Origin of the sequence: Rhizobium sp. 3T7, assembly GCF_020166565.1 — a bacterium.
GTDB lineage: Bacteria > Pseudomonadota > Alphaproteobacteria > Rhizobiales > Rhizobiaceae > Rhizobium.
In genome coordinates, this window is the sequence record NZ_JAIQXS010000003.1 from 227,235 (window position 1) to 249,854 (window position 22,620).

Genomic DNA, 22,620 nt, shown 5'->3' on the forward strand with positions numbered 1-22,620 from the left:
AAGCGCTCCCGCACCTTGTTGCGACGGCCGGAAACCGGGCATCGCGAGAAGGCTTCTTTGGTGAAGCAGCCGGGGGTACAGAAACGGAGTAGCAAAATGCCCAAGATGAAGACGAAGTCCTCCGCCAAGAAGCGGTTCAAGATCACCGCGACTGGCAAGGTCAAGGCTGCAGCTGCTGGCAAGCGCCATGGCATGATCAAGCGTACCAACAAGTTCATCCGCGATGCACGTGGCACCATGGTTCTCGCAGAACCGGATGGCCGCAAGGTCGTGAAGAACTACCTGCCGAACGGTCTCTAAGACTATTCCGCGAACGCTTTAGATTAAGGAGATCATGAAATGGCACGTGTAAAAAGAGGCGTTACCGCCCACGCCAAGCACAAGAAGGTTCTGAAGGCCGCCAAGGGCTTCTACGGCCGTCGCAAGAACACCATTCGCGCCGCGAAGGCTGCTGTCGATCGTTCGAAGCAGTACGCTTACCGCGATCGCAAGATCAACAAGCGCAACTTCCGCGCCCTCTGGATCCAGCGTATCAACGCTGCCGTCCGCGAATTCGGCCTTACCTACGGCCGCTTCATCGACGGCCTGAACAAGGCTGGCATCGAAGTTGACCGTAAGGTTCTCTCCGACATGGCAATCCACGAGCCGGAAGCATTCGGTGCACTCGTTGCTGCCTCCAAGAAGGCTCTCGAGTACCTGAAGGACGCCGGTACGAAGAACGAGTTTGAAGCAGCCGTCAACTAAGCCGGCGCTATTCGAACTTTTGCTTCGATGATTTTGAACCCGCGCTGGCCAGGGGCTTGCGCGGGTTCTTTGCATTTGGCGCAATGGCGATTGAGCGGCACAGCCCGTGATTGGCTGGCTCCTCTCTCGACGTCCCGGGCTTTTTGTGGTGTGCCCGGTTGATTGGCCGCGTGCACATGGGTAGTGATCTGCGACGCTTCATCGTGGCGACCAGCTATCCGATGCATGTTCTCGTGAATTATCGACAAGACTGACGCCCTGTGAGGCAGGAAAAGATGACCGAACTCGAAACCCTGGAAAAGCAACTTCTGTCTGATGTGGCAGCCGCTGCCGACGAGCCGGCGCTCGAAGCCGTGCGTGTCGGCGCACTCGGCAAGAAGGGTTCGGTCTCCGAGCTCCTGAAGACGCTGGGCGCGATGACGCCGGAAGAGCGCCAGACGCGTGGCGCCGCCATCAACGCGCTGAAGAACGCCGTCACGGACGCGATCACGCAACGCAAGGCGGAGCTTAAGAAGTCCGCGATCGATGCGCGCCTGAAGGCAGAGACGGTCGACGTCAGCCTGCCGGTCCGCTCTTCTCCGGCCGAGCGTGGCCGCATCCATCCGATCAGCCAGATCATCGACGAGATCACCGCGATCTTCGGTGACATGGGCTTCTCGATCGCCGAGGGCCCCGATGTCGAGACCGACTACTACAATTTCACGGCGCTGAATTTCCCGGAAGGTCACCCGGCCCGCGAAATGCACGACACCTTCTTCTTCAATCCGGATGAGAACGGTGAGCGCAAGGTGCTGCGCACCCACACCTCGCCGGTGCAGGTGCGCACCATGGAAGCGCAGAAGCCGCCGATCCGCATCATCATCCCGGGCAAGACCTACCGCCAGGATTCGGATGCCACGCACTCGCCGATGTTCCATCAGGTCGAAGGCTTGGTCGTCGACAGGAAGGCGAACGTCGCCAACATCCGCTGGGTGCTCGAAGAGTTCTGCAAGTCCTTCTTCGAGGTCGATAGCGTGACGATGCGCTTCCGCCCGTCCTTCTTCCCCTTCACTGAACCGTCCTTCGAGGTCGACATCCAGTGCGACCGCTCAGGCCCGATCGTCAAGTTCGGCGAAGGCACCGACTGGATGGAAATCCTCGGCTGCGGCATGGTGCATCCGAACGTGCTGCGCGCCGGTGGCCTCGATCCGGATGAATATCAGGGCTTTGCCTGGGGCATGGGGCTCGACCGCATCGCCATGCTGAAATACGGCATGCCCGACCTGCGCGACTTCTTCAACGCCGATGTCCGCTGGATGACCCATTACGGCTTCCGCCCGCTCGACATGCCGACCCTGTTCGGCGGATTGAGCGCGTAAGCCAATGCCGACCTTGCTGATCCGGCATGGGTACAAGTTCAGGTTCTACGCTTTGGATGTCGGCGAACCACCGCATGTCCATATCGTCAAGGATGGAAAGTCCCTGAAGGTCTGGCTGAAGAGTTTGGAAGTCGCGCAGAACAAAGGCTATAGTGATCAGGAGATTGGAAGGCTGCTCAACGTGGCCTCCGAGCATCGTGACGAATGGATAGGCGCTTGGGACGACACTTCTTTGGCTTTTGAAACCGACGAAATGCAACCAGTTCGGGCTTGGTGCGCCGGTGGTGAGGTCTGTGTCGCGCTCGCGGACGGGCATGTCATTGCAAAGCCTCTTTGGTGGTATCCCTTCCTGTCGGAACTCGACGATGGCGAACTTAACGACATCGAGTTGATGTACGAAGGGATTTGGTGGACCGCCATCGACGAGGGTATTTCGGTTAAAAGCATGTTCTTGGGCATAAAGGCCCCTGGCGCCAAGGCCCCGGAAAGGGCTGCCTGACCGACCGATTGATGATTTTTGAGACGAGAACAAGACAATGAAATTCACGCTTTCCTGGCTCAGGGATCATCTTGAGACCGACGCCACCCTCGATGAAATCTGCACGCGGCTGACCGAGATCGGGCTCGAGGTCGAGAATGTCGACGACAAGGCGGCGTTCAAGCCCTTCGTCATCGCCAAAGTCCTCTCGGCCGAAAAGCACCCGCAGGCCGATCGCCTGAAGGTCCTGTCGGTCGACACGGGCAAAGGCGCGCCGGTCCAGGTCGTCTGCGGTGCTCCGAATGCGCGCGCCGGCCTGATCGGCGCCTTTGCGGCGCCCGGTACCTATGTTCCCGGCATTGACGTAATACTTGCCGTCGGCAACATCCGCGGCGTCGAAAGCCACGGCATGATGTGCTCCGAGAAGGAGCTGATGATCTCCGACAATCACGACGGCATCATCGACCTTCCCGAAGATGCGCCGGTCGGCCAGAGCTACGCCGCCTACGCTCATCTCGACGATCCCATGATCGAGATCAACCTGACGCCGAACCGTCCGGATTGCACGTCGATCTACGGCATCGCCCGCGATCTGGCCGCCTCCGGCCTCGGCAGGCTGAAGACGCGGGCCGCCCCGTCCTTTGCCGTCGAAGGTGAAACGACCGTCAAGGTGACGCTTGATCTCGATGACGAGAAGCTTTGCCCCGGCTTTGCGCTGCGCCTCGTGCGCGGCGTTAAGAACGGCCCGAGCCCGAAGTGGATGCAGCAGCGTCTGCTCGCGATCGGCCTTCGCCCGATCAACGCGCTGGTCGATATCACCAACTACATGACCTTCGACCAGGGTCGCCCGATGCACGTCTTCGACGCTGCCAAGGTCAAGGGCAACCTGACCGTGCGTCGCGCCAGGGACGGCGAGACGGTGCTTGCGCTCGATCAGCGCGAATACAAGCTTGGCCCCAACAATGTCGTGATCGCTGACGCTGATGGCATCGAGTCGATCGGCGGCATCATGGGCGGCGAGCATTCCGGCTGCGACGAGAACACAACCGACGTGCTCATCGAGAGCGCTCTCTGGGATCCCATGAACATCGCGAAGTCCGGTCGCGGCCTCGGTATCATCACCGATGCCCGCTACCGGTTCGAGCGTGGTGTCGATCCGGAATACATGGTGCCGGGCCTCGAGCGGACCACCGAACTGGTCCTCGACCTCTGCGGCGGCATCGCGGCCAAGGCCGACGTCGTCGGCTACAAGGGCCATGAACCGAAGATTGTCGATTTCCCCTATTCGGAGGTCAAGCGCCTGACGGGTCTTGAGGTCTCCACCACGGAAAGCACCGAGATCCTGACGCGCCTCGGCTTCAAAGTCTTCGGCTCCGGCGAGCGGGTTTCGGTCGCCGTTCCCTCCTGGCGTCCCGATGTCGACGGCAAGGCCGATCTCGTCGAGGAAGTCATGCGCATCCATGGCGTCGACAACATCAAGCCGGCGCCGCTGGAAAGCCATGCGGCCGTCAACGGCAAGATCCTGACGACGCTGCAGATCCGCACCCGCATCGCCAAGCGCGCACTGGCCTCGCGCGGCATGCTGGAAGCGGTCAACTGGTCTTTCATTTCGGAAGATCAGGCGAAGCTCTTCGGCGGCGGTTCGCCGGCGCTCAAGCTTGCCAATCCGATTGCATCAGACATGTCCGACATGCGCCCGTCCCTGCTGCCGGGCCTGCTCAGCGCCGCCCAGCGCAATGCCGACAAGGGCTATGGCGACGTCGCCATTTTCGAAGTCTCCGGAACCTATGAGAACGACCGGCCGGAAGGCCAGCGCCGCGTCGCCGGCGGCATCCGCCGCGGAACCGCATCGTTGGCCGGCGCTGGCCGCATGTGGTCGAACAACGCCAAGGGCGGCGGCAAGCCGGTCGATGTCTTCGATGCCAAGGCCGATGCGCTCGCCGTGATCGAAGCCTGCGGTCTGCCGATGGGCAATATCCAGATCGAGCAGGGCGGACCGGAATGGTATCACCCGGGCCGCTCCGGCACGATCAAGATGGGGCCGAAAATCGTTCTCGGCTATTTCGGCGAGTTCCATCCTTTAACGCTGGAAGCACTGGATGTGTCCGGCGCGCTGTGCGGCTTCGAAGTCTATATCGATGCGATGGCCGAGCCGAAGAAGAAGGCGACCCGCACCAAGCCGGCACTGGAGCTTTCGCCGTTCCAGGCCGTCAAGCGCGACTTCGCCTTTGTCGTCGACAAGTCGGTGGAAGCGGGCGCGATCATCAAGGCCGCATCGGGCGTCGACCGCAAACTCGTAACTGGTGTCAACGTCTTCGACATCTTTGAAGGTGCATCGCTCGGCGAAGGCAAGAAGTCGGTGGCAATCGAGGTGCAGATCCAGCCGGTCGAGCGCACCCTGACCGACGAGGATTTCGAGGCACTGACTGAGAAGATCGTCGCCAGCGTGACGAAGTTCACCGGCGGCGTCCTCAGGGCCTGAGGATATCGCGTTTTTTTTAGATCAAAGGCCGGCGATAGTCTCGCCGGCCTTTCTATGTGTGGAGATAATAGAGTTTGTTGACGATCATCCAGCGGCCCTCGATCTTCAGCATCGACAGATAGTCGGTGAAGCGCATGCCAGCGAAATCGTCACTGACCTTCACGCACGCCGCATCGCCGACGACGTCAAGCATCTGGATGTCCATATGGGGCTGTGTTGTGGGCGGCGCCGAGCCCTCGGCGACGATCGCAGCGATGAATTCTTCCCGGTTCAGCCACTCCACGGCGTTTTCGTAGTGCCCGATAATGTCGCATCGCGGATGAAAGGCCTTCCGCAATGCAGCTTCGTTCGCGAAGGTCATGCCTTCGACATAGAGATGAACGACTGCTTCGATTGCTTGCTGGTCCGACATGTCTCACCTCGCCAGAACATGTCCATAGCATAGTGCAGGGACGGCTTGCGGCAAGGTCGCCGAAGGATGCGGTATGCATTCGAAGCTTCAACCTTTAGAGGTTGGTCATCGCCAGCGATGCATCCGAGTAGCGCTTGCCGGCGATCTGATCGAGCCGAATGGTCTCGGTCAGTTCGGTCAACTCCGTCTTGCTCAGCACGATATCGGCCGCAGCGGCATTCTGCTCCAGATGGTTGGTCTTGCGCGCGCCAGGGATCGGCACGATGTCGTCGCCCTGGTGCAGGACCCAGGCGAGGGCCAGCTGCGCGGTGGTGACGCCCTTTTCCTTCGCGAGCGCTTCAAGCTTGGCCACGAGCGCGGCGTTCGCGTCGAAATTGCCGGACTGGAAGCGCGGCAGCTGGCGCCGGTAATCATCTGCGTCGAGGTCTTCCAGCGTCTGGATCGCCCCAGTCAGAAAGCCGCGTCCGAGCGGGCTGAAGGGTACAAAGCCGATGCCCAATGCGCGGCAGGTATCGAGAACGCCATCTTCGGGATCGCGGGACCAAAGCGAATATTCGCTCTGCAGCGCCGCAATCGGGTGGACGGCATGGGCGCGGCGGATCGTGGCGCTGCCGGCCTCGGAGAGCCCGAGTGCGCGAACCTTGCCTTCCCGCACCAGCTCGGCCATGGCGCCGACGGTCTCCTCTATCGGCACATCAGGATCGACACGATGCTGGTAGAAGAGGTCGATCGTCTCGACACCAAGGCGCGTCAGCGAGGCTTCGGCGACCCGCTTCACATTTTCCGGGCGGCTGTCGACACCCGTCGCTGCGGCCGGCCCTGACTTTTCGGGATCGAGCTTGAAGCCGAACTTGGTGGCAATCACGACGCGCTCGCGCACCGGCTTCAGCGCCCGGCCGAGAAGCTGTTCATTGGTGTAGGGGCCGTACATTTCGGCGGTGTCGAAGAAGGTGACGCCGAGTTCGACGGCGCGGTGCAGCGTCTTGATCGCTTCCTTTTCATCGCTGGCGCCATAGGCGGAGCTCATGCCCATGCAGCCGAGGCCGACGGCAGAGACGATCAGATCGTTTCCGAGCTTGCGGGTTTTCATGCGGAGGCTCCTTTGTCGCGCGAAGTTCAAATCGCGGTCGATGCCGGCGGTACCCGACCTAACGTAGCGCCCGATCAATCATCAGAAAATACGTGCAATACATAACAGCCTGTTCTAATGATTAGATCAATGAACCGGACACAGCTTGCCCAACTCGCCGTTCTTGCCGCCGTTTCCGAACGGCAGAGTTTTCGTGCGGCTGCCAAGGAGTTGGAGATTGCGCCCTCTGCCGTCAGTCATGCGATCTCCAGCTTGGAGCAGAGCCTTGGCGTTCGACTTCTGGCGCGGACAACGCGTAGCGTGGCGCCGACCGAAGAGGGCCGCCTTTTGTTGCAGCGCCTGAGGCCGGCGCTGGACGAGATCGGGATCGCGCTGGCAGCCGTCACCGAGGCCGGCGGAAGACCGGCCGGCAATCTACGCATCACCGCCCCACGCTTTGCCTCGGATATCCTGCTTGCGCCGCGGCTCGGCGAGTTCCTGAACCGCTATCCCGACATCACCCTCGAAATTGCCAATGAGGATGGCTTCACCGATATTGTCAGGGAAGGTTTCGACGCCGGCATTCGGTTGGAGGAGAGCCTCGAGGCGGATATGATCGCAGTGCGGGCCTCGCCCAGCCTGACGACGGTGATTGCGGGTTCTCCCGAATATTTCGGGCGGCACCCCAAACCTCTGCATCCTTCCGATCTCGTCCACCATCGCTGCATCAAGCGGCGCTTCACCAACGGTACGATCTACCGCTGGGAGTTCGAGAAGGACGGGCAGGAACTCGTCGTCGCAGTTGATGGGCCATTGATCGTCGCCGAGGACAGGCTGGCGCTGATGGCGGCGCTGAACGGCGCCGGGCTCGCCTACCTCTTTGATCTGCGCGTCGAGGATGAACTGGCAAGCGGCAAGCTCGTGCGTGTGCTCGAGGACTGGTGTTCACCCTATCCCGGGCCGTTCATCTACTATCCCAGCCGCCGCCAGATGAGGCCGGCCCTGCGCGCCTTCATCGACTTCTTCAGATATAGCCCATAGGCGTGCGAAGACGGGTGGTCCGCAGCGCGTCGATTGGGGAGGGTCGCATGGAAGCAGGAGACGGTGTATGAAAAAGCCGGGTTCGATGAAGGGCTTGGAGGAACTCGGACGCGCGCGTCTCTCGAAGAATTTCTTCCTCCGGGATTTCCTGCATTCCGAAATTGCCGATTTCTACCGCATCCCGAACGTCCCTGATAATCCCGATCTGGCGATTGAAGCGGGGAAGCGGCTCTGCGAGGAACTGCTGGAACCGCTGCAGGCGACCTTCGGCAGGCTGCACATCCGCTCCGGCTATCGCTCGCCTGAGGTCAACCGGTTCGGCAACCGCAACAATCTCAAATGCTCGTCAAATGCCGCGACGGCAGCCGATCACATCTGGGACCTTCGCGATTTTGACGGCTGCATGGGGGCGACCGCCTGCGTCGTCGTCCCGTGGATGATCGACAACTACAGCAACGAGGAGGACTGGCAGAGGCTTGCCTGGTGGATCCACGATTATCTGCCCTATGCCTCGCTCTGCTTCTTCCCCAAGCTCTGGGCTTTCAACATCCAGTGGCATGAGCGGCCGCGGCGCGTGATCCAGAGCTATGTGAGACCACGCGGCATCCTGACGAAGCCAGGCATGGAAAACTGGGAGGGCAGCCACGCCGGCTTCTACGAGGACTTCCCGCCGCTCAGAAATTGATGCGGTAGCGAATGTGGCCGTCGCTCTCGACGTAGCTGTCGTAGAGCGCCCGCGCCGTCTTGTTCTGCTCGCTGGTGTGCCAGTAGAGCCGCGACCAGCCGTTCTTCCTGCAGAGCGAAACGAGGTCGTCCATCAAGGCCCGGCCGACACCCTTTCCGCGTGCGGCCGGATCGACGAAGAGGTCTTCGAGATAGCAGTCCTTGCCGCGGATCCAGGTGCCTTCATGCGTCAGGCTGAGCGTGAAGCCTATGACCTTGCCGTCCACCTCGGCGACACGCATGAAGATCGCCGACGCCGGATCGGAGACACGGCGCCACGTTGCATCGGTGATATCAGGGTCGACCGTGACTTCGTAGAAGGCGAGATAGTCGGCCCAAAGCTCGCGCCAGCGCGCTTCGTCCTCGGGTCTCGCATCGCGGATCGTCACGGTCATCGTTCCCTCCCGTCAGGCGCCGGCCTTGTCGAGCAGCGCCATCGCCTCGTCGGAGAGCGAAAGCGTCGCTGACTTGGTCAGGCTCTCAAGCTGCGACAGGCTGGTGGCGCTGGCGATTGGCGCCGTCACGCCCTTCTTTCTGAGCAGCCAGGCCAGCGCGATCTCTGCCGGCTTGGCGCCCGTTTCCGCAGCCACCTTGTCGAGGGCGGCGAGGATGCGCAACCCCTTGTCGTCGAGATATTGCGCAACCCGGCCTTCGCGGGCGCGGCCTTCCGTGTCGGCCTTCGTGCGATATTTTCCCGAAAGAAAGCCGGCGGCAAGGCTGAAATAGGTGATGACGCCGATGTCTTGCCTGGTGCAGAGATCGGCCAGCGGCCCCTCGAAGCTCGCGCGTTCATAGAGATTGTATTCCGGCTGGATAACGTCATAGCGCGGCACGCCGGCCCTCTCGGCCGCATCGAAGGAGGCCTGGAGTTGCGCAGCGTCCAGGTTAGAGCAGCCGATCGCGCGGATCTTGCCCTGCTGCTTCAGCTTCGCGAACGCGCCGAGCGTTTCCTCGTAGGGCGTGTTCTCATCCGGCCAGTGCGAGAGGTATAGGTCGATATAGTCGGTCTGCAGGCGGCGCAATGAATCCTCGACCGCCTTCAGAATGTAGCTCTCCTTCAGCGTCTTACCCTGGCCCATGTCGGAGCCAACCTTGGTGATGATGACCGCCTTGTCGCGGGACACCTTGCCGCGCTTCAGCCACTTGCCGATGATCTCTTCGGAATCGCCGCCCTTGTTGCCCGGCACCCAGGCCGAATAGACGTCGGCCGTGTCGATCGTGTTGAACCCCGCAGCGAAGAACGCGTCGAGAATGCCGAAGGAAGTCTTCTCGTCGGCGGTCCAGCCGAAGACGTTGCCGCCGAAGGCGATCGGGGCGATCGAAATGCCAGTTTTCCCAAGACGGCGCATATCCATGGCGCTCTCCTAAAGTGCTGAATTGATTGAAATCGCTGACGCGGCAGAACGCCGCCGGGGATTAACCTAGCGCGGCCACGGCCAGATGGAAACCAACTCCGCGAATTGTGATCGCGCCATTGCGCCGCGGTCGTCGCCTCACTAAGGTGCCCGAAAATCGAACCAGGAGGACCCAGGCTATGCTGCGTTTTGGTATTCTTTCGACCGCGAAGATCGGCCGCGAACTCGTCGTCCCGGCCATCCAGGACGCGGAAAACTGCGTCGTGACGGCGATTGCCAGCCGCGATCTGGCCAGAGCGCGCGAGATGGCGGATCGCTTTTCCGTTCTCCACGCCTTCGGCTCATACGAGGAAATGCTGGCCTCCGACAAGATCGACGCCGTCTATATCCCGCTGCCGACCTCGCAGCACGTCGAGTGGACGATCAAGGCCGCCGATGCCGGCAAGCATGTGCTCTGCGAAAAGCCGATCGCGCTCAGGGCCGATGAGATCGACAGCCTGATCGCCGCCCGCGATCGCAACAAGGTGCTCATCACGGAAGCCTACATGGTCACCTATACGCCGGTCTGGCGGAAGGTGCGCTCTTTGATCGCCGATGGCGCAATCGGCACGCTCCAGCACGTCCAGGGTGCCTTCACCTATTTCAACCGCGACCCGGGCAACATGCGCAATATTCCCGAGCTCGGCGGCGGCGCGCTTCCCGATATTGGCGTCTACCCGACGATCAGCACGCGCTTTTCAACCGGTAAGGAGCCGCTGCGCGTCCAGGCTGTCACCCGCCGCGACCCGGAGTTCGGCACCGACATCTATTCCAGTGTCAAGGCCGACTTCGGTGACTTCGAGCTGAGCTTCTATATCGCCACCCAGCTTGCCAACCGCCAGGTCATGGTGTTCCACGGCACCGATGGCTTTATCGAGGTCAAGTCGCCGTTCAACGCCGACCGCTGGGGCGCCGAGGAGATCGAGCTCACCAACCGCAGCCACAATGAATCGACGATTTTCCGCTTCCCGGATAGCCGGCAGTACAAGCGCGAAGCCGAAGCGTTTGCGCGTGCAGCCAAGGGCGAGAAGGAAGAGGTCGTGACGCTGGAGAGCTCGAAGCTCAGCCAGAAATTCATCGATGCGATCTACCGCGCCAGTGAGAAGGATGGCTGGGAAACGGTCTGACGTTTACTCGCCGCGGAGCACAAATCGCAGGTAGCCGAAGCAGCCGAAACCTAGCGAGGTGACCGAGGCAAATGTCATCGCCGCCAGCGGCTGCAGCGATGGCGAAATCGCGATCAGCGAGGCGAACAGACCGTAGTTCAAGAGGACGGCGATCGTCAGGATGGCTGCGACACCGGCGTCGCTGACGGCCAATCTGCCGCCAGTGGTCACTTTGCTCCAAGGCAACAGAGTGCGCATTGCAATGAGTGCGGCAAGCAGGCTGAGAGCGCGTGCGATGAAGGGGCTCAGTGCGGTATGCAGCAAGAGATAGAGTAGGAGATCCGCTGCCACGCCGACGATCGACAGTGCAAGGAAGCGCCAAAACAACGCACTGCGCTCGCGCTCAGCCATTGATCGCCAGCATACCCGCTATGATAAAAACTGCACCTATCGCGTAGCGCAGCGTCAGGGCTTCGCCGAGAAAAACCTGCGCCAGCAAGGGCACGAAGCAGAACGTCAATCCCATGAAGGAGTAGGCCATGGTCAATGGCACCGCCTTGAGGACATAGATCCAGATGATAGTGCCCAGACCGTAAAGCAGAAGCGCGGCAATCAGGACAGGGTTGAGAAACAGCGCGAGCAGATTGCGTACGCTAAGTTCGCCGGCGGTCGCACTCGTCATTTTGAACAGGACCTGGCCGGAGGCGATGAGCAGCGGCGTGCCGATGAGGCCGACCCAGTTGCTGATTGAAAGGTTGGAGAGCATGAGGCCGTCTTTCAATTCGCAGCTTGCCTGTCTTCCATGTAGAAGATGTCACGGCCGATATCTTCGCAGACGAATGTCGGGGGGACCGGGTGAACGGCTCGCAGAAACGAGTACGTATACGGGAAGAAGTTGAAATGCGGATTGAACGTGTAGCGATATTCGCGCTCCCGCGGCACGACGATGATGAGTTGTCGCTTGGCGATGCGGCGCAGTTCCGCGATGGCTTGCCGATAGTCGAGAATATGTTCGATGACGTGCGTGCAGATCACGGTGTCGAATTCGCCATCGGCGAAGGGCAATCTCTCCACCTTGGCGGCCACATATTCGATGCCGGGTAGCGACGAGGCGTCGTCAATCACGAAATCCACGCCGACGAGGCGGGCAAGGTTTGGATGGGCCGACTGGATGCGGGAGAGCAAGGCGCCGGTGCCGCAGCCGACGTCGCATACGCTTGCGCCTTCGATCGATCCGACAATCCGGGCGATGCATGCTGCGGAGTTGTCGGTACCTTCATGGACACGCGGATGATTGCGGTAGAGCTCGGCATACTCCTCCGCGGAAAGGAATGGTGCCCGTTCGCGGAACTTCGCTAGCTGACTGATATGGTCACCCCAGACGCGCTTCGCCGCCCAGCGAAAGACGCCGGAGTCCCGCAGAAATGGCGGCAGAACGTCTTCGAGAACGAAGCGAATTCGGTTCGTGGTTTCTCTGTTCATGAAAATTGTACCGTGTCACGCTGAGCAATCATGCGATGCGAGCCGTCTTTTTGGGTGGGGCAGTCGTACGCTCGACCGTCGTCGATCCGCTACTTCTGGCCGCGACGTTCAAATAGGAAATGCGCAGCTGCTCGGAGCGCGAGCGCGCGACGGAATCGAGAATGAGACCTGCGGTGAAGACCATGAACGAGATCATCATCAGCGCCATGGACAAGACCCAGGTCGGCATCCGATTGACCAGGCCGGTTTCGAAATATTCCATCAGGACGGGTGCCATGAAAGCCATGCTTGCCAGCATGAAGAAACCGCTGATGATGCCAAAGAAGGCGAAGGGTCGTGTCTCTTTCATCAGCATCGCGAACATCCAGAGGATCTTGGCACCATCCTTGAAGGTCGAAAGCTTAGAGTGAGAGCCTTCCGGCCGGCGGCCGTAATCGAGTTCCAGCTCGCTGACGGGCAGTTTCAGGCGCGACGCATGAACGGACATTTCCGTCTCGATCTCGAAGCCTGCCGAGACGGCCGGGAAACTCTTGACGAAGCGCCGAGAGAAGACGCGGTAGCCCGAGAAGATGTCGGTAAAATCGGTCCCGAAGATGGTTCGGTACAGCATGTTGAAGATCTTGTTGCCGAAGGCATGCCCCTGTCTGCCGGCGTCGGCATGCACGCCGCGCCGCGTGCCCACCACCATGTCGGCGCGCTCGGTCAGCAGGGTGCGGATCAGTTCCTCGGAATCGTCAGGCGAGTACGTTCCGTCGCCATCCGCCATGATATAGATGTCGGCGTCGATGTCGGCGAACATGCGCCGGACAACATGGCCCTTGCCCTGCCGCCGTTCGCGCACAACGTTAGCGCCGGCAAGCATTGCGTGGAGCGCAGTGCCATCCGTCGAGTTATTGTCGTAGACGTGGATTGGCGCACCGGGCAGCGCGGCCTTGAACCCCCCGACAACGGCGCCGATGGTCGCGGCCTCGTTGTAGCAGGGTAAGAGCACGGCAATATTCAGATTGTCGATACGCGATCCACTCATGATCACACCCGTGGCGAAGATATCCGCACAAGAATAAAGGGCGGCCGTTAACAAGTAGCTATGAAGTCCGTGAAAACCGTCTGTCAGCAGGACTTTTACGGTTTCTTGATAGGCGAGGGGTAGGATCTCGGCACTCAAACGGTGAGATCCGCTTCATGACGAATGTTGCCCAGACGATCGATGATTGCGCGTCGGCGTCGTTGATCGCTAAGCTGCGTGCCCTGATGTGCGGGCTACTGCCGTCCGTTCTTCTTTACAGCGCACTGCTGATTGCTGCAATCCTCGCTCTGAAGCTGCCTGGCGCAACCGACTATGTCGGCGCCGATAACGATGACGGCATGCGGCTTGTCGAAGTACGCGATTTCCTGAACGGGCAGGGCTGGTTCGACCTGATGCAATATCGCATGGGACTGGGCGCGGGCACCTTGATGCACTGGTCCCGGCTGATCGATCTTCCAATCGCTACGCTGATCAGGCTTTTCGGTTTCTTTCTCCCGCAGGAGCGCGCGGAAGCGTTTGCACTTACCGTCTGGCCGCTTTCCCTGACCATTCCCAGTCTGTGGGCCGTGGGACTTGCCGGGCGCCGTATCGGCGGCACGTTTGGAATGCACATTGCGTTGGGACTGACGGCATTTCTGCTGGTCTCGAGCAACCGCTTCCTGCCGGGCGCCATCGATCACCACAATGTCCAGTTCGCACTTGTCGCGATCATGACCGCGATGCTGCTCGACGAAGACCATCGACCGCTCAGTTATACCATCGCCGGATTGGCGGCCGCGACAGCTATCGCGATCGGAGCCGAAACGACGCCGTTCGTCGCGGCGGTATGCGTGGTTGTCGCCGTTTCGTGGGCGTGGGAAGGCGAGCCGTTTGCGCGCGCCGCCAAGGCTTTCGGGCTCACCTTGGCTCTGTCCATCAGCCTGTTTTTCTTCGGTACCGTTCCGCCGCGTCTCTATTCGGCGGTCACCTGCGATAACCTGTCGCTCAGCTACTACAGCCTTGCGACGATCGGCGGCGGCCTGTTGCTCATTGCCGCCACTTTCGCAAGTAGAGGAATCCGGTTGCTGCGCTTTGTCGCTTTGGGCGGGATCGGCGCGGTCGTCCTCACCTCTGCCATCACGATAGCTCCACAATGCCTCCGCAATCCGCTGGCTGATCTCGATCCGCTTCTTGTCAAGCTCTGGCTGGACCGCGTGCAGGAGGCGCAATCGATGCTTGCGCTCAATAGGCAGGATCCTTTTACGTTGGGCTTCTACTACTCGACGGGGGTCTTCGCACTAGCCGTCTGTGTGTTCCGCCTCGTTTACGGGGATCGTGTGCGGGTGCATCTGGTCTTGCTTCTTCTCCTCGGCGTGAGTTGGGCAATCGCCGCCTTTCAGGTGCGCGGCACGATGTTTTCCAATCTGCTCGCAATCCTGCCGCTGACATTGTTGATCATCGACATGCGCCGGATATCGGCCAGCGACAGCGACGATGTCGCGGCCGCCTTCTGCTACCTTTCCACGGTTCTCATGAGCGTGGCGGCGGTTTGGGGGCTGGCAGGCGGGCTTATCGGCATGCAGGTGGGAAATGGCGAAAGCATCCTGCAGGCTGCGGCCGCAAAGCCGTCCTGCTCATCGAAGTCGTCTCTGGCGCCATTGACCGAAGTGCCGATCGGCCTGGTAGTCGCGCCGTCCGACGTGGGCGTCTCGATTCTCCGCTTTACCGAGAATCGGATATTGGCAGCGCCGTACCATCGAAACCAGGGTGGCATGCTCACGGAACTGCATATCGGCTTGGCAGAGCCACGGGAAGCCGAGGCATTCCTGAAAGGTGCAGGCGCCACGGTTCTGGCCTTTTGCGCCGATAATCCGCAGACCAGGGAGCTTGCGGAAATGAAGCCGGATGGCCTCTACGCACAACTGGCGAAAGGCGTCGTTCCGGCTTATCTGAAGCCCATGCCGACGCGTGATGGCACGTCTATTCGGTTCTTTCGCTACGTGCCTGCCGGCTCGTAGGTTCAGACGAAGCGCCGGCGATCCCGCATGCGATCGAGAGCGTAGAGGCCGAGAAGGCAGATCAGAAGGCCGCTGTCGTAGCAGACAATGGCGACGGCAAGGTCAACGATCGAGGTGGTTGAGACCCAGGCTGCGCAGGCGTAGACGGCGCACACAAGGAAGCCGACCAACACCATCGAAAAGATCGAGCGCATTGGTGCGGTAACGAAACCCAGTATTGTGGCCGTCAGGGCGATCATCAGCGTCTCCTGCTTCGCTCCAGTATAGCCGGCTTTGTCTTGTCAAACAATTAATCGAGCAGTTTGTTACCGCTTTCCGCAGTGTTTCCAATCGGCACAGTGACGATGTGCGGCATAACGGACGACCTAAGTCGTCCCGAGAATGCTCTCTGCTGACGTGCCGGTGGCATGGACCCGAGAAATTCGCAGCGGCGGTATCCAACCGCCGGACACCGAGGCAAAGGTAAGGGTCTGCCCGGATGCCATGGTGACACCAGATCTCCGCCAATGCCGACATAAAGTGCCCTCGTGATTTCGGCGAGGTCGAGATTATCATTGGGGAGGACGGCGAAGCCGGCGCTCGCAGGACCCGTGAGCGAGAGCGCATGGGAGGCGAAGCGGTCAGACATGGAAACTGCTATTGTCGTTTGTCCGATCATCGCTTTGCAGGGATTGCCGGGGAAAACCGAGAGGTAGTCGATCGCCGACTTTCCCATTCGCTCTGTCTAAGCCTTTGACATAATTAAAAAAAGGACTGCGCCAACAGTTGCCGTCATTGAGCGGCACATAAAAATCATCCCCTTTTGGCGGCTGCTCTTTGCTGCCCGATCGGCTAGAACAGGACTATGAGCAACGTCTTCGAGAATGATTCGCCGAGCAATCTTACCGAGTACTCGGTCTCGGAACTTTCCGGCTCGATCAAGCGCACGGTCGAGACTGCCTTCGACCAGGTGCGCGTGCGCGGCGAAATTTCCGGATACAGAGGCCCGCACTCGTCCGGGCACGCCTATTTTGCCTTGAAGGACGATCGCGCCCGCATCGACGCTGTCGTCTGGAAGGGCACCTTCTCCAGGCTGAAATTCCGCCCCGAAGAGGGGATGGAGGTGATCGCCACCGGCAAGGTGACGACATTTCCCGGCTCATCGAAGTATCAGATCGTCATCGAAACGCTGGAGCCTGCCGGCGCTGGCGCACTGATGGCGCTGATCGAGGAGCGCAAGCGCAGGCTTGGCGCCGAAGGCCTGTTCGACCCGTCCCGCAAGCGGCGGCTGCCGTTCATGCCAAGGGTGATCGGTGTCGTGACCTCACCGACCGGCGCCGTCATTCGCGATATTCTCCACCGTATCTCCGATCGTTTCCCGGTTCACGTCATTGTCTGGCCGGTAAAAGTGCAGGGTGACGGCTCCGGCGAGGAAGTCGCCAACGCTATCAGAGGCTTCAACAATTTCGAACCACGCGGGGAGATGCCGCGCCCGGATGTTCTGATCGTTGCGCGTGGCGGTGGTAGCCTCGAGGATCTCTGGAGCTTCAACGACGAAATCGTTGTACGCGCCGCCGCCGAGAGCCAGATCCCGTTGATCTCTGCGGTCGGCCACGAAACCGACTGGACGCTGATCGACTACGCTGCCGACGTGCGTGCGCCGACGCCGACCGGTGCGGCCGAGATGGCGATTCCCGTGAAGGCAGAACTGGAGGCGCAGACGGCGGCGCTTGCGGCGCGTCTGCAGGGCTGCATGAGCCGCCGCATGGATCATCATCGCCAGTCGGTGCGGGCGTTGATCCGAGCGCTGCCGTCGCTGGATCAACTGCTGGCCCTGCCGCGACGCCGGTTCGATGAGGCCGCCGCCGGTCTCGGTCGCGGCCTCGAACTGAATACGATCAACAAGCGCCGCAGCTTTGAGCGCACTGCTGCGCATTTGCGTCCCGATGTCCTGTCGAACCGCATCACCGAGCGTCGCCAATACCTGAACGAACGGATGACGCGCGCCGAGCGGACTGTCGAGCGCCTTATCGATCGCTCGAAATCGCGGGTTGGCCGCGCAGATGCGATCTTCGCGACCCTGCCGGCGCGCCTGAAAACGCAGACCGCTCGGCTGCGTGATCACCTTGCCAATCTCTCACGTCACGCCGATACGGCTGTCAGGCATCAGCTGACGCGGGCACGCGGCGAGCTCACGGCGCAGGATCGCGTGCTGCAATCCTTGTCTTACAAGAATGTCTTGAAGCGCGGTTATGCCGTTATTCGTGACGACGAGAACAGGCCGGTGTCGCAAGCCGCAATGCTGTCATCGGGCGCAGGCATCTCGATCGAGTTCGCCGACGGCCGTGTCGGCGCGGTAACCACCGACGGAGGCCCGCCCTCCGCCGCGCAGAAGAAGCGCGCCGCAAAGCCGCAGGATGAACAGGCGCCGCCGAAGCAAGGAAGCCTATTTTAGGCAACGTCGTCGGCTCAATTGCAGCGCCGACATCATTGAGATGCAACATGTACGTGTCATTCTTCTCGTAAGCGGGAGGGCGTGACATGAGACTTGCGTCGTTCAATGTCGAAAACCTGTTTGATCGTGCGAAGGCGATCAACCTGGAAACTTGGGCCGCCGGCCGGGTTGTTCTCGACCGCTTTGCCGAATTGCAGAAATTGCTGGGCCGAAGCGCTGGGAGACCTATCCGGAACTGACCGAGCCCAAACACGCCGCGTCGGATCACGCGGCGATATGGGTCGATCTCGATATCTAGAGGAGCACTCCCAACTGTTCCGCGCAATCGGCTCACCGCGTGAACATCTATGCTACTCGAAGGTCGCTAGGAACTTGCGCAGTAGGGCTTCCAGCTGAGCCTTCTCCTCCGCGCTAAAGCTCTGCATCAGGCGCTGCTGATTGGCCACATGGGCGCCAACGGCGCCTTCCACGGCGGTAAACCCTGCTTCGGTCAGCGCAATGAGCACGCTCCGCCGATCGTCCGGATTGAGAACACGCTCGACCAATCCGGCCTTCTCCAACTGGTCGATCCGGTTGGTCATCGTGCCGGAACTGACCATCGTCATCGACAGCAGATCGCCTGGCGAGAGCCGATACGGTGCGCCCGAGCGCCTGAGGGTCGCCAGCACGTCGAAGGCGGAGGAGGAGAGACCGTGCTGTTGAAGCACCTGTTCGACCTCGCGGGCGACATGCGTGGTCAGCCGCTTCAGCCGGCCCATGATGCCCATCGCCTCGGTATCGAGCTCGGGGCGTTCCCTGCTCCACTGCGCAAGTATCTTGTCAACGCGATCCATCGGCCAGCTCCTCAGGAGACCGTTACCATCACATATCTTGACGTCAAGATAAAATGTGCTAGACATTTATCTTGAAATAGAGATTCTTGAAATGAAGAGAACTGGACCGCCACTTTCCGATGTGCTGATGACGGCGTTGGCCCCGACGATCTGGGGCAGCACCTATCTCGTTACCACATCCTTCCTTCCACACGGATATCCGCTGACAGTGGCCTTCCTGCGCGCTTTGCCGGCCGGGCTGCTGTTGCTTGCGATCGTTCGACAACTGCCACGGGGCGTCTGGTGGTTTCGCGCCTTCGTGCTCGGCGGCCTCAATTTTTCGTTCTTCTGGGCGATGCTGTTCGTGTCGGGCTATCGTCTGCCAGGCGGTGTCGCAGCGACAGTTGGCGCCATTCAGCCGCTGATCGTCATCCTGTTGTCGCGCATTTTCCTCGGCAGGCCGATCCACGCCCTGGCCGTTGGGGCTGGACTGATCGGGATGACGGGTGTCGCCCTGCTTGTCCTTACGCCCAACGCAGCGCTGGATCTGATCGGCGTCGTTGCTGGTCTTGCCGGCGCGGTTTCGATGGCGTTCGGCACCGTGCTGACGCGACGTTGGGTTCCGCCGGTTTCGAATCTTGCCTTTGCCGCATGGCAGCTCACGGCCGGCGGTATCCTGCTCGCGCCCGTCGTATTCTTCTTCGAACCCGCGCTGCCGGCGCCGACCGCGACCAATGTCCTCGGCATGGCCTATCTTGGCCTGATCGGCGCGGCGTTTACCTATCTGCTGTGGTTCCGGGGACTTGCTCGCCTGGAGCCCTCCGCGGCGGCCTCATTGGGTTTCCTGAGTCCGGTCACCGCCACCCTTCTCGGTTGGCTGGCTCTCGGACAAAGCCTGACACCCGCGCAGCTTTTCGGCTTCGCAATGGTGGTTGCGAGCGTCTGGCTCAGTCAGCGCACGATGTCCGTCAGGCCCATTCGCCCTGACGCATCACCGGAACGCGCGAGCCGTCCGGCTTGATGCCGTCGATATCGACCTGGCCCGAGCCGATCATCCAGTCGATATGGATCAGGCTCGAGTTGCCGCCTTGGGCCTTGATCTGCTCTTGAGTCAGGCTTGCGCCGTTGACGAAGCACTTCGAATAGCACTGGCCGAGCGCGATGTGGCACGAGGCGTTCTCGTCGAACAGCGTGTTGTAGAAGAGAATGCCGCTGGCCGAGATCGGCGAGGAATGCGGCACCAGCGCCACCTCGCCGAGCCGGCGCGCGCCTTCGTCGGTGTCCAACACCTTGTTGAGTACTTCTGCGCCGCGCGAAGCCTTTGCTTCGACGATCCGGCCGCCTTCGAAGCGAACTTGGATATTGTCGATCAGCGTACCCTGATGCGACAAAGGCTTCGTGCTCGAGACGTGGCCCTCGACACGCAGCGCGTGCGGCGTCGTGAAGACTTCCTCGGTCGGAATGTTCGGGTTGCAGGTAATGCCGTTCTTGGCGGTCGACGCGCCACCGTGCCACTCGTGACCGTCGGCAAGGCCGACCATCAGATCGGTGCCGGGTCCGGTAAAGTGCAGGGAAGCGAAGCGTTCGCCATTCAGCCAGCTCGATCGTTTGGCAAGGCTGCCGTTGTGCTCGGCCCAGGCGGCGATCGGGTCTTCGACATCGACGCGCGATGCGGCAAAGATTGCCTTTGCGAGCTTGGCGACCGCGATGGCCTCCGGATCATCAGGAAAGACGAGCGCCGCCCAAGAGGGGTTGGGATAAGAGACAATGTTCCAGTTGATGTCGAAATTTGAGATCTTCTCCAGCGCCGGCTTGTAGGCGGCGGAGTTCGCCCGGTTGGCACGGCCAACCTTTGCCGGATCCTGCTCCGAAAGCAGCATCGGATTGTCGCCGGCGACGGCGAGGCGAGCAGTGCCCCTGGCGTAGGCCTTGGCCATGCCGTCGTAGAGCCAGTCGGATGCGCGGTCGAAGCTCTGATCGTTGCCGTATCGGTAGCGCGCGAGCGTCGATTCCTCATCGGAATAGAATGCCGTCACCAGTCCGGCGCCCGCCATATAGGCATGCTTGGTGATCAGGCGGACGAGGGGTAGGGCGACTACGGGAGCCGTGATCACGAGATCCTGGCCCGTTTGCAGCTGCAGCCCAACCTTGACGGCCACTTCCGCCAGCTTTTCAAGTTTTGCAGGATCCACGGAGGTCTGGCTTTGCGGCATGAAATTCATGATCAGTCACTCCTCGAACAAAACGGATTGGCCGGTAGACTTAGACCCCTTTGCGGCGAAATTGAAGCTCGCTTGTCGACCGATGGCGCTCTTTGCCGCCATCGATCTACACACGGATCACGCGGCCGAAACGGATGGCTGCTGCAACAGCACCGCGTCGTGACGTTTCAGGAAGGCCATCAGCCGGTCGGCATAGTCCGGTCCGACCGCAGCCTTCACACTCGGTCTTTCGGACAACGCTGTCCGCCAGGCCTGGACGCTCGGCAGGCCGGCAAAAACGCCGCTGTCACCGATGGCGTCAAAGACGTCGAAGTACCGAAAGATCGGCGCAAATACGGTATCGACCATGCTGAAGCTATCGCCCGCGAAGTAGGGACCACTCCTCAGTTCCGTTTCGATGGTCGCGAACTTCGATGCGAGCACCTGCCGTTTCGCCTCCAGCTGCATGCGGTCTTGCGTGGTTTCGTAGACCCAGAGGTCGGACAGGATCGAAGAGCCGAACTCCATCCAGCCGCGGTGACGGGCGCGCGTAAGCGCGTCGGCCGCATGAAGGCGGTGACCGTCCTGCGTCTCTTCCAGATACTCACAGATGACGCTGCTTTCGAAGAGGATGTCTTGATTGCCGTCGCTGTGGCGAATGCAAAGCAGAGGCACTTTGCCCAACGGCGAGATCTCGAGAAACCAGCGAGGCTTGTCGGCGAGATCGATGTTCACGCGCTCGAAGGGCACTCCTTTTTCCGCAAGCGCGATCGTGGCGCGCTGGACGTAAGGGCAAAGGTGGTGGCTGACGAGCAGCAGAGCCGAACCGGATGTTTGGATAGGCAAATGATCCATGGCGCAATCTCCATTGTAGATGCAATTGCATATAATAGTCGTTGCGCCGGGATTCAAGATAGATGTAGATGCATATATGAATGAAAAACAGAACGATGCGACGCCCTCCGATGCGGTGACAGATGCCTGGATCGGGCTGATGCGCGCCCAGCAGCGGCTGCTCGGTCAGATCGAGGCGGATCTCAAATCAGCCGGACTTCCGCCGCTTAGCTGGTACGATGTGCTCTGGGAACTCGTGCGGTCGCCGCAGGGCAGGTTGCGGCCGTTCGAAATCGAAGAGCGCACGATGCTTGCCCAATACAATCTTTCGCGCCTGATCGATCGCCTCGAGAAGGCGGGGCTGGTGCAGCGCGAAACCTTTGATCAGGATGGACGCGGACAATGGGTGGTCGCTACCGAGGACGGCCGTTCCCTGCAGAAGCGGATGTGGCAAGTCTATGCCAAAGCCATCGAGGACAATTTCGGCGCCAAACTGAGCGAGGCCGATGCTGCGGCACTCACCTCTTTGCTGGCGCGCTTCAGCTAAGACTAGGCAATGAGGGGTGCCGCTGCAGCCTTCAGCGTCTTCAGTGCGTCTTTCGGGTCAAGCCGAACCTGCAGCCCGCGTTGCCCGCCATTCATGTAGACGTGCGTTTCAGTCAGCGCTGCCTTTTCGATTGCCGTCGGGACGAGCTTCTTTTGTCCAAAAGGGCTGATGCCGCCGACGTGGTAGCCCGTCAGGCGCTCGGCATCGGAGGGCTTCATCATGTTGGCGGACTTTCCGCCAAAGGCGCTTGCGAGCTTCTTCATGCTGACCTCGCGATCCGACGGCACGACGACGCAGACGGCCTTGCCGTCGACCTCCGCCATCAGCGTCTTCAACACGCGATGCGGCTCCTCGCCAAGTGCTTCCGCAGCCTGCAGACCGACTCGCTCTGCATTCGGGTCGTAGTCGTAGCTATGGACCGTGAAGGCAATCCCGGCCTTGCTCAGAACCTGCGTGGCGCGCGTGGTTTTGGACATCAA

25 protein-coding genes are annotated in these 22,620 nt (G+C 60.8%); 12 read left to right on the top strand and 13 right to left on the bottom strand.

Going from position 1 to position 22,620, the window contains the following annotated elements; translation table 11 throughout:
• Window positions 1–96 precede the first annotated feature (96 nt).
• The 5 genes from rpmI (at window position 97) to pheT (ending at window position 5,062) form a co-directional block, all read left to right on the top strand.
• Complete coding sequence (gene rpmI / locus K9B32_RS06305; protein WP_004108077.1) at window positions 97–300, top strand: 50S ribosomal protein L35; 204 nt, start codon at window positions 97–99, stop codon at window positions 298–300.
• A 39-nt stretch (window positions 301–339) separates the two neighbouring features.
• A complete protein-coding gene (gene rplT / locus K9B32_RS06310; RefSeq protein WP_007798644.1) occupies window positions 340–744 on the top strand; it encodes a 50S ribosomal protein L20 in 405 nt (134 codons plus the stop codon).
• Between the two features lie 275 nt (window positions 745–1,019).
• Window positions 1,020–2,102: a phenylalanine--tRNA ligase subunit alpha gene (pheS, locus tag K9B32_RS06315; RefSeq protein ID WP_224561031.1), complete on the top strand. Its 1,083-nt coding sequence runs from the start codon at window positions 1,020–1,022 to the stop codon at window positions 2,100–2,102.
• A 4-nt stretch (window positions 2,103–2,106) separates the two neighbouring features.
• Window positions 2,107–2,601: a DUF4160 domain-containing protein gene (locus K9B32_RS06320; protein WP_224561032.1), complete on the top strand. Its 495-nt coding sequence runs from the start codon at window positions 2,107–2,109 to the stop codon at window positions 2,599–2,601.
• Window positions 2,602–2,638: 37 nt separating this feature from the next.
• Entirely contained in the window at window positions 2,639–5,062 is a 2,424-nt protein-coding gene (gene pheT, locus K9B32_RS06325; RefSeq protein WP_224561033.1) for a phenylalanine--tRNA ligase subunit beta, read from the top strand.
• Window positions 5,063–5,114: 52 nt separating this feature from the next.
• Here pheT and K9B32_RS06330 read toward each other — a convergent pair whose 3' ends face one another.
• Together K9B32_RS06330 and K9B32_RS06335 are read right to left on the bottom strand one after the other, a co-directional pair.
• Window positions 5,115–5,474 (bottom strand): nuclear transport factor 2 family protein, encoded by a 360-nt coding sequence (locus K9B32_RS06330; RefSeq protein WP_007790898.1) that lies wholly within the window; start codon window positions 5,472–5,474, stop codon window positions 5,115–5,117.
• 94 nt (window positions 5,475–5,568) lie between these two features.
• Entirely contained in the window at window positions 5,569–6,564 is a 996-nt protein-coding gene (locus tag K9B32_RS06335; protein WP_224561034.1) for an aldo/keto reductase, read from the bottom strand.
• 129 nt (window positions 6,565–6,693) lie between these two features.
• On the opposite strand from K9B32_RS06335, the gene K9B32_RS06340 reads away from it, so the two are divergent.
• Window positions 6,694–7,584: a LysR family transcriptional regulator gene (locus K9B32_RS06340; protein ID WP_224561035.1), complete on the top strand. Its 891-nt coding sequence runs from the start codon at window positions 6,694–6,696 to the stop codon at window positions 7,582–7,584.
• Between the two features lie 67 nt (window positions 7,585–7,651).
• On the top strand, window positions 7,652–8,269 hold the full coding sequence (locus tag K9B32_RS06345) for a hypothetical protein (protein ID WP_224561036.1): 618 nt from the start codon (window positions 7,652–7,654) through the stop codon (window positions 8,267–8,269).
• Here K9B32_RS06345 and K9B32_RS06350 read toward each other — a convergent pair.
• Window positions 8,259–8,702, bottom strand: a complete 444-nt coding sequence (locus K9B32_RS06350; RefSeq protein WP_224561037.1) for a GNAT family N-acetyltransferase — start codon at window positions 8,700–8,702, stop codon at window positions 8,259–8,261. The two genes, K9B32_RS06345 and K9B32_RS06350, sit on opposite strands and share 11 nt — an antisense overlap.
• Before the next feature lie 12 nt (window positions 8,703–8,714).
• Complete coding sequence (locus tag K9B32_RS06355) at window positions 8,715–9,662, bottom strand: aldo/keto reductase (protein ID WP_224561038.1); 948 nt, start codon at window positions 9,660–9,662, stop codon at window positions 8,715–8,717.
• A 179-nt stretch (window positions 9,663–9,841) separates the two neighbouring features.
• Here K9B32_RS06355 and K9B32_RS06360 point away from each other — a divergent pair, with 179 nt between their 5' ends.
• Window positions 9,842–10,828 (top strand): Gfo/Idh/MocA family protein, encoded by a 987-nt coding sequence (locus K9B32_RS06360; RefSeq protein ID WP_224561039.1) that lies wholly within the window; start codon window positions 9,842–9,844, stop codon window positions 10,826–10,828.
• A gap of 3 nt (window positions 10,829–10,831) precedes the next feature.
• Here K9B32_RS06360 and K9B32_RS06365 read toward each other — a convergent pair whose 3' ends face one another.
• From K9B32_RS06365 to K9B32_RS06380, 4 genes are read right to left on the bottom strand one after another with little or no spacing between them, the layout of a single operon-like run.
• A complete protein-coding gene (locus K9B32_RS06365; RefSeq protein ID WP_224561040.1) occupies window positions 10,832–11,218 on the bottom strand; it encodes a GtrA family protein in 387 nt (128 codons plus the stop codon).
• The gene (locus K9B32_RS06370) at window positions 11,211–11,573 is read right to left on the bottom strand and encodes a transporter (protein WP_007790878.1); all 363 of its coding nucleotides are present in this window, start codon (window positions 11,571–11,573) and stop codon (window positions 11,211–11,213) included. The genes K9B32_RS06365 and K9B32_RS06370 overlap by 8 nt, the downstream gene beginning before the upstream one ends.
• An 11-nt stretch (window positions 11,574–11,584) precedes the next feature.
• Entirely contained in the window at window positions 11,585–12,289 is a 705-nt protein-coding gene (locus K9B32_RS06375; protein ID WP_224561041.1) for a class I SAM-dependent methyltransferase, read from the bottom strand.
• 28 nt (window positions 12,290–12,317) lie between these two features.
• The gene (locus tag K9B32_RS06380) at window positions 12,318–13,316 is read right to left on the bottom strand and encodes a glycosyltransferase (protein ID WP_318013314.1); all 999 of its coding nucleotides are present in this window, start codon (window positions 13,314–13,316) and stop codon (window positions 12,318–12,320) included.
• Between the two features lie 155 nt (window positions 13,317–13,471).
• Between K9B32_RS06380 and K9B32_RS06385 the strand changes: the two genes are divergently transcribed.
• A complete protein-coding gene (locus K9B32_RS06385; RefSeq protein WP_224561042.1) occupies window positions 13,472–15,313 on the top strand; it encodes a hypothetical protein in 1,842 nt (613 codons plus the stop codon).
• A gap of 2 nt (window positions 15,314–15,315) precedes the next feature.
• Here the strand turns inward: K9B32_RS06385 and K9B32_RS06390 are convergent, their stop codons facing one another.
• Window positions 15,316–15,552, bottom strand: a complete 237-nt coding sequence (locus K9B32_RS06390; protein WP_224561043.1) for a hypothetical protein — start codon at window positions 15,550–15,552, stop codon at window positions 15,316–15,318.
• Window positions 15,553–16,157: 605 nt separating this feature from the next.
• Between K9B32_RS06390 and xseA the strand changes: the two genes are divergently transcribed.
• Window positions 16,158–17,747, top strand: coding sequence for an exodeoxyribonuclease VII large subunit (gene xseA / locus K9B32_RS06395; protein WP_224561044.1), 1,590 nt, complete (start codon window positions 16,158–16,160; stop codon window positions 17,745–17,747).
• Window positions 17,748–18,097: 350 nt separating this feature from the next.
• Here the strand turns inward: xseA and K9B32_RS06400 are convergent, their stop codons facing one another.
• A complete protein-coding gene (locus K9B32_RS06400; RefSeq protein WP_224561045.1) occupies window positions 18,098–18,580 on the bottom strand; it encodes a MarR family winged helix-turn-helix transcriptional regulator in 483 nt (160 codons plus the stop codon).
• A 91-nt stretch (window positions 18,581–18,671) separates the two neighbouring features.
• Between K9B32_RS06400 and K9B32_RS06405 the strand changes: the two genes are divergently transcribed.
• Window positions 18,672–19,580, top strand: a complete 909-nt coding sequence (locus K9B32_RS06405) for an EamA family transporter (protein ID WP_224561046.1) — start codon at window positions 18,672–18,674, stop codon at window positions 19,578–19,580.
• Here K9B32_RS06405 and K9B32_RS06410 read toward each other — a convergent pair.
• Both K9B32_RS06410 and K9B32_RS06415 read right to left on the bottom strand, forming a co-directional pair.
• Window positions 19,528–20,781 carry an aminopeptidase gene (locus K9B32_RS06410; RefSeq protein WP_224561047.1) on the bottom strand — a complete coding sequence of 418 codons (1,254 nt, stop codon included), beginning with the start codon at window positions 20,779–20,781 and terminating at the stop codon, window positions 19,528–19,530. The two genes, K9B32_RS06405 and K9B32_RS06410, sit on opposite strands and share 53 nt — an antisense overlap.
• A 117-nt stretch (window positions 20,782–20,898) precedes the next feature.
• Window positions 20,899–21,615 (bottom strand): glutathione S-transferase family protein, encoded by a 717-nt coding sequence (locus tag K9B32_RS06415; protein WP_224561048.1) that lies wholly within the window; start codon window positions 21,613–21,615, stop codon window positions 20,899–20,901.
• Between the two features lie 19 nt (window positions 21,616–21,634).
• On the opposite strand from K9B32_RS06415, the gene K9B32_RS06420 reads away from it, so the two are divergent.
• Window positions 21,635–22,141, top strand: coding sequence for a MarR family winged helix-turn-helix transcriptional regulator (locus K9B32_RS06420; RefSeq protein ID WP_224561049.1), 507 nt, complete (start codon window positions 21,635–21,637; stop codon window positions 22,139–22,141).
• Window positions 22,142–22,143: 2 nt separating this feature from the next.
• Here K9B32_RS06420 and ybaK read toward each other — a convergent pair whose 3' ends face one another.
• Window positions 22,144–22,617 carry a Cys-tRNA(Pro) deacylase gene (ybaK, locus tag K9B32_RS06425; protein ID WP_224561050.1) on the bottom strand — a complete coding sequence of 158 codons (474 nt, stop codon included), beginning with the start codon at window positions 22,615–22,617 and terminating at the stop codon, window positions 22,144–22,146.
• Window positions 22,618–22,620: the final 3 nt, after the last annotated feature.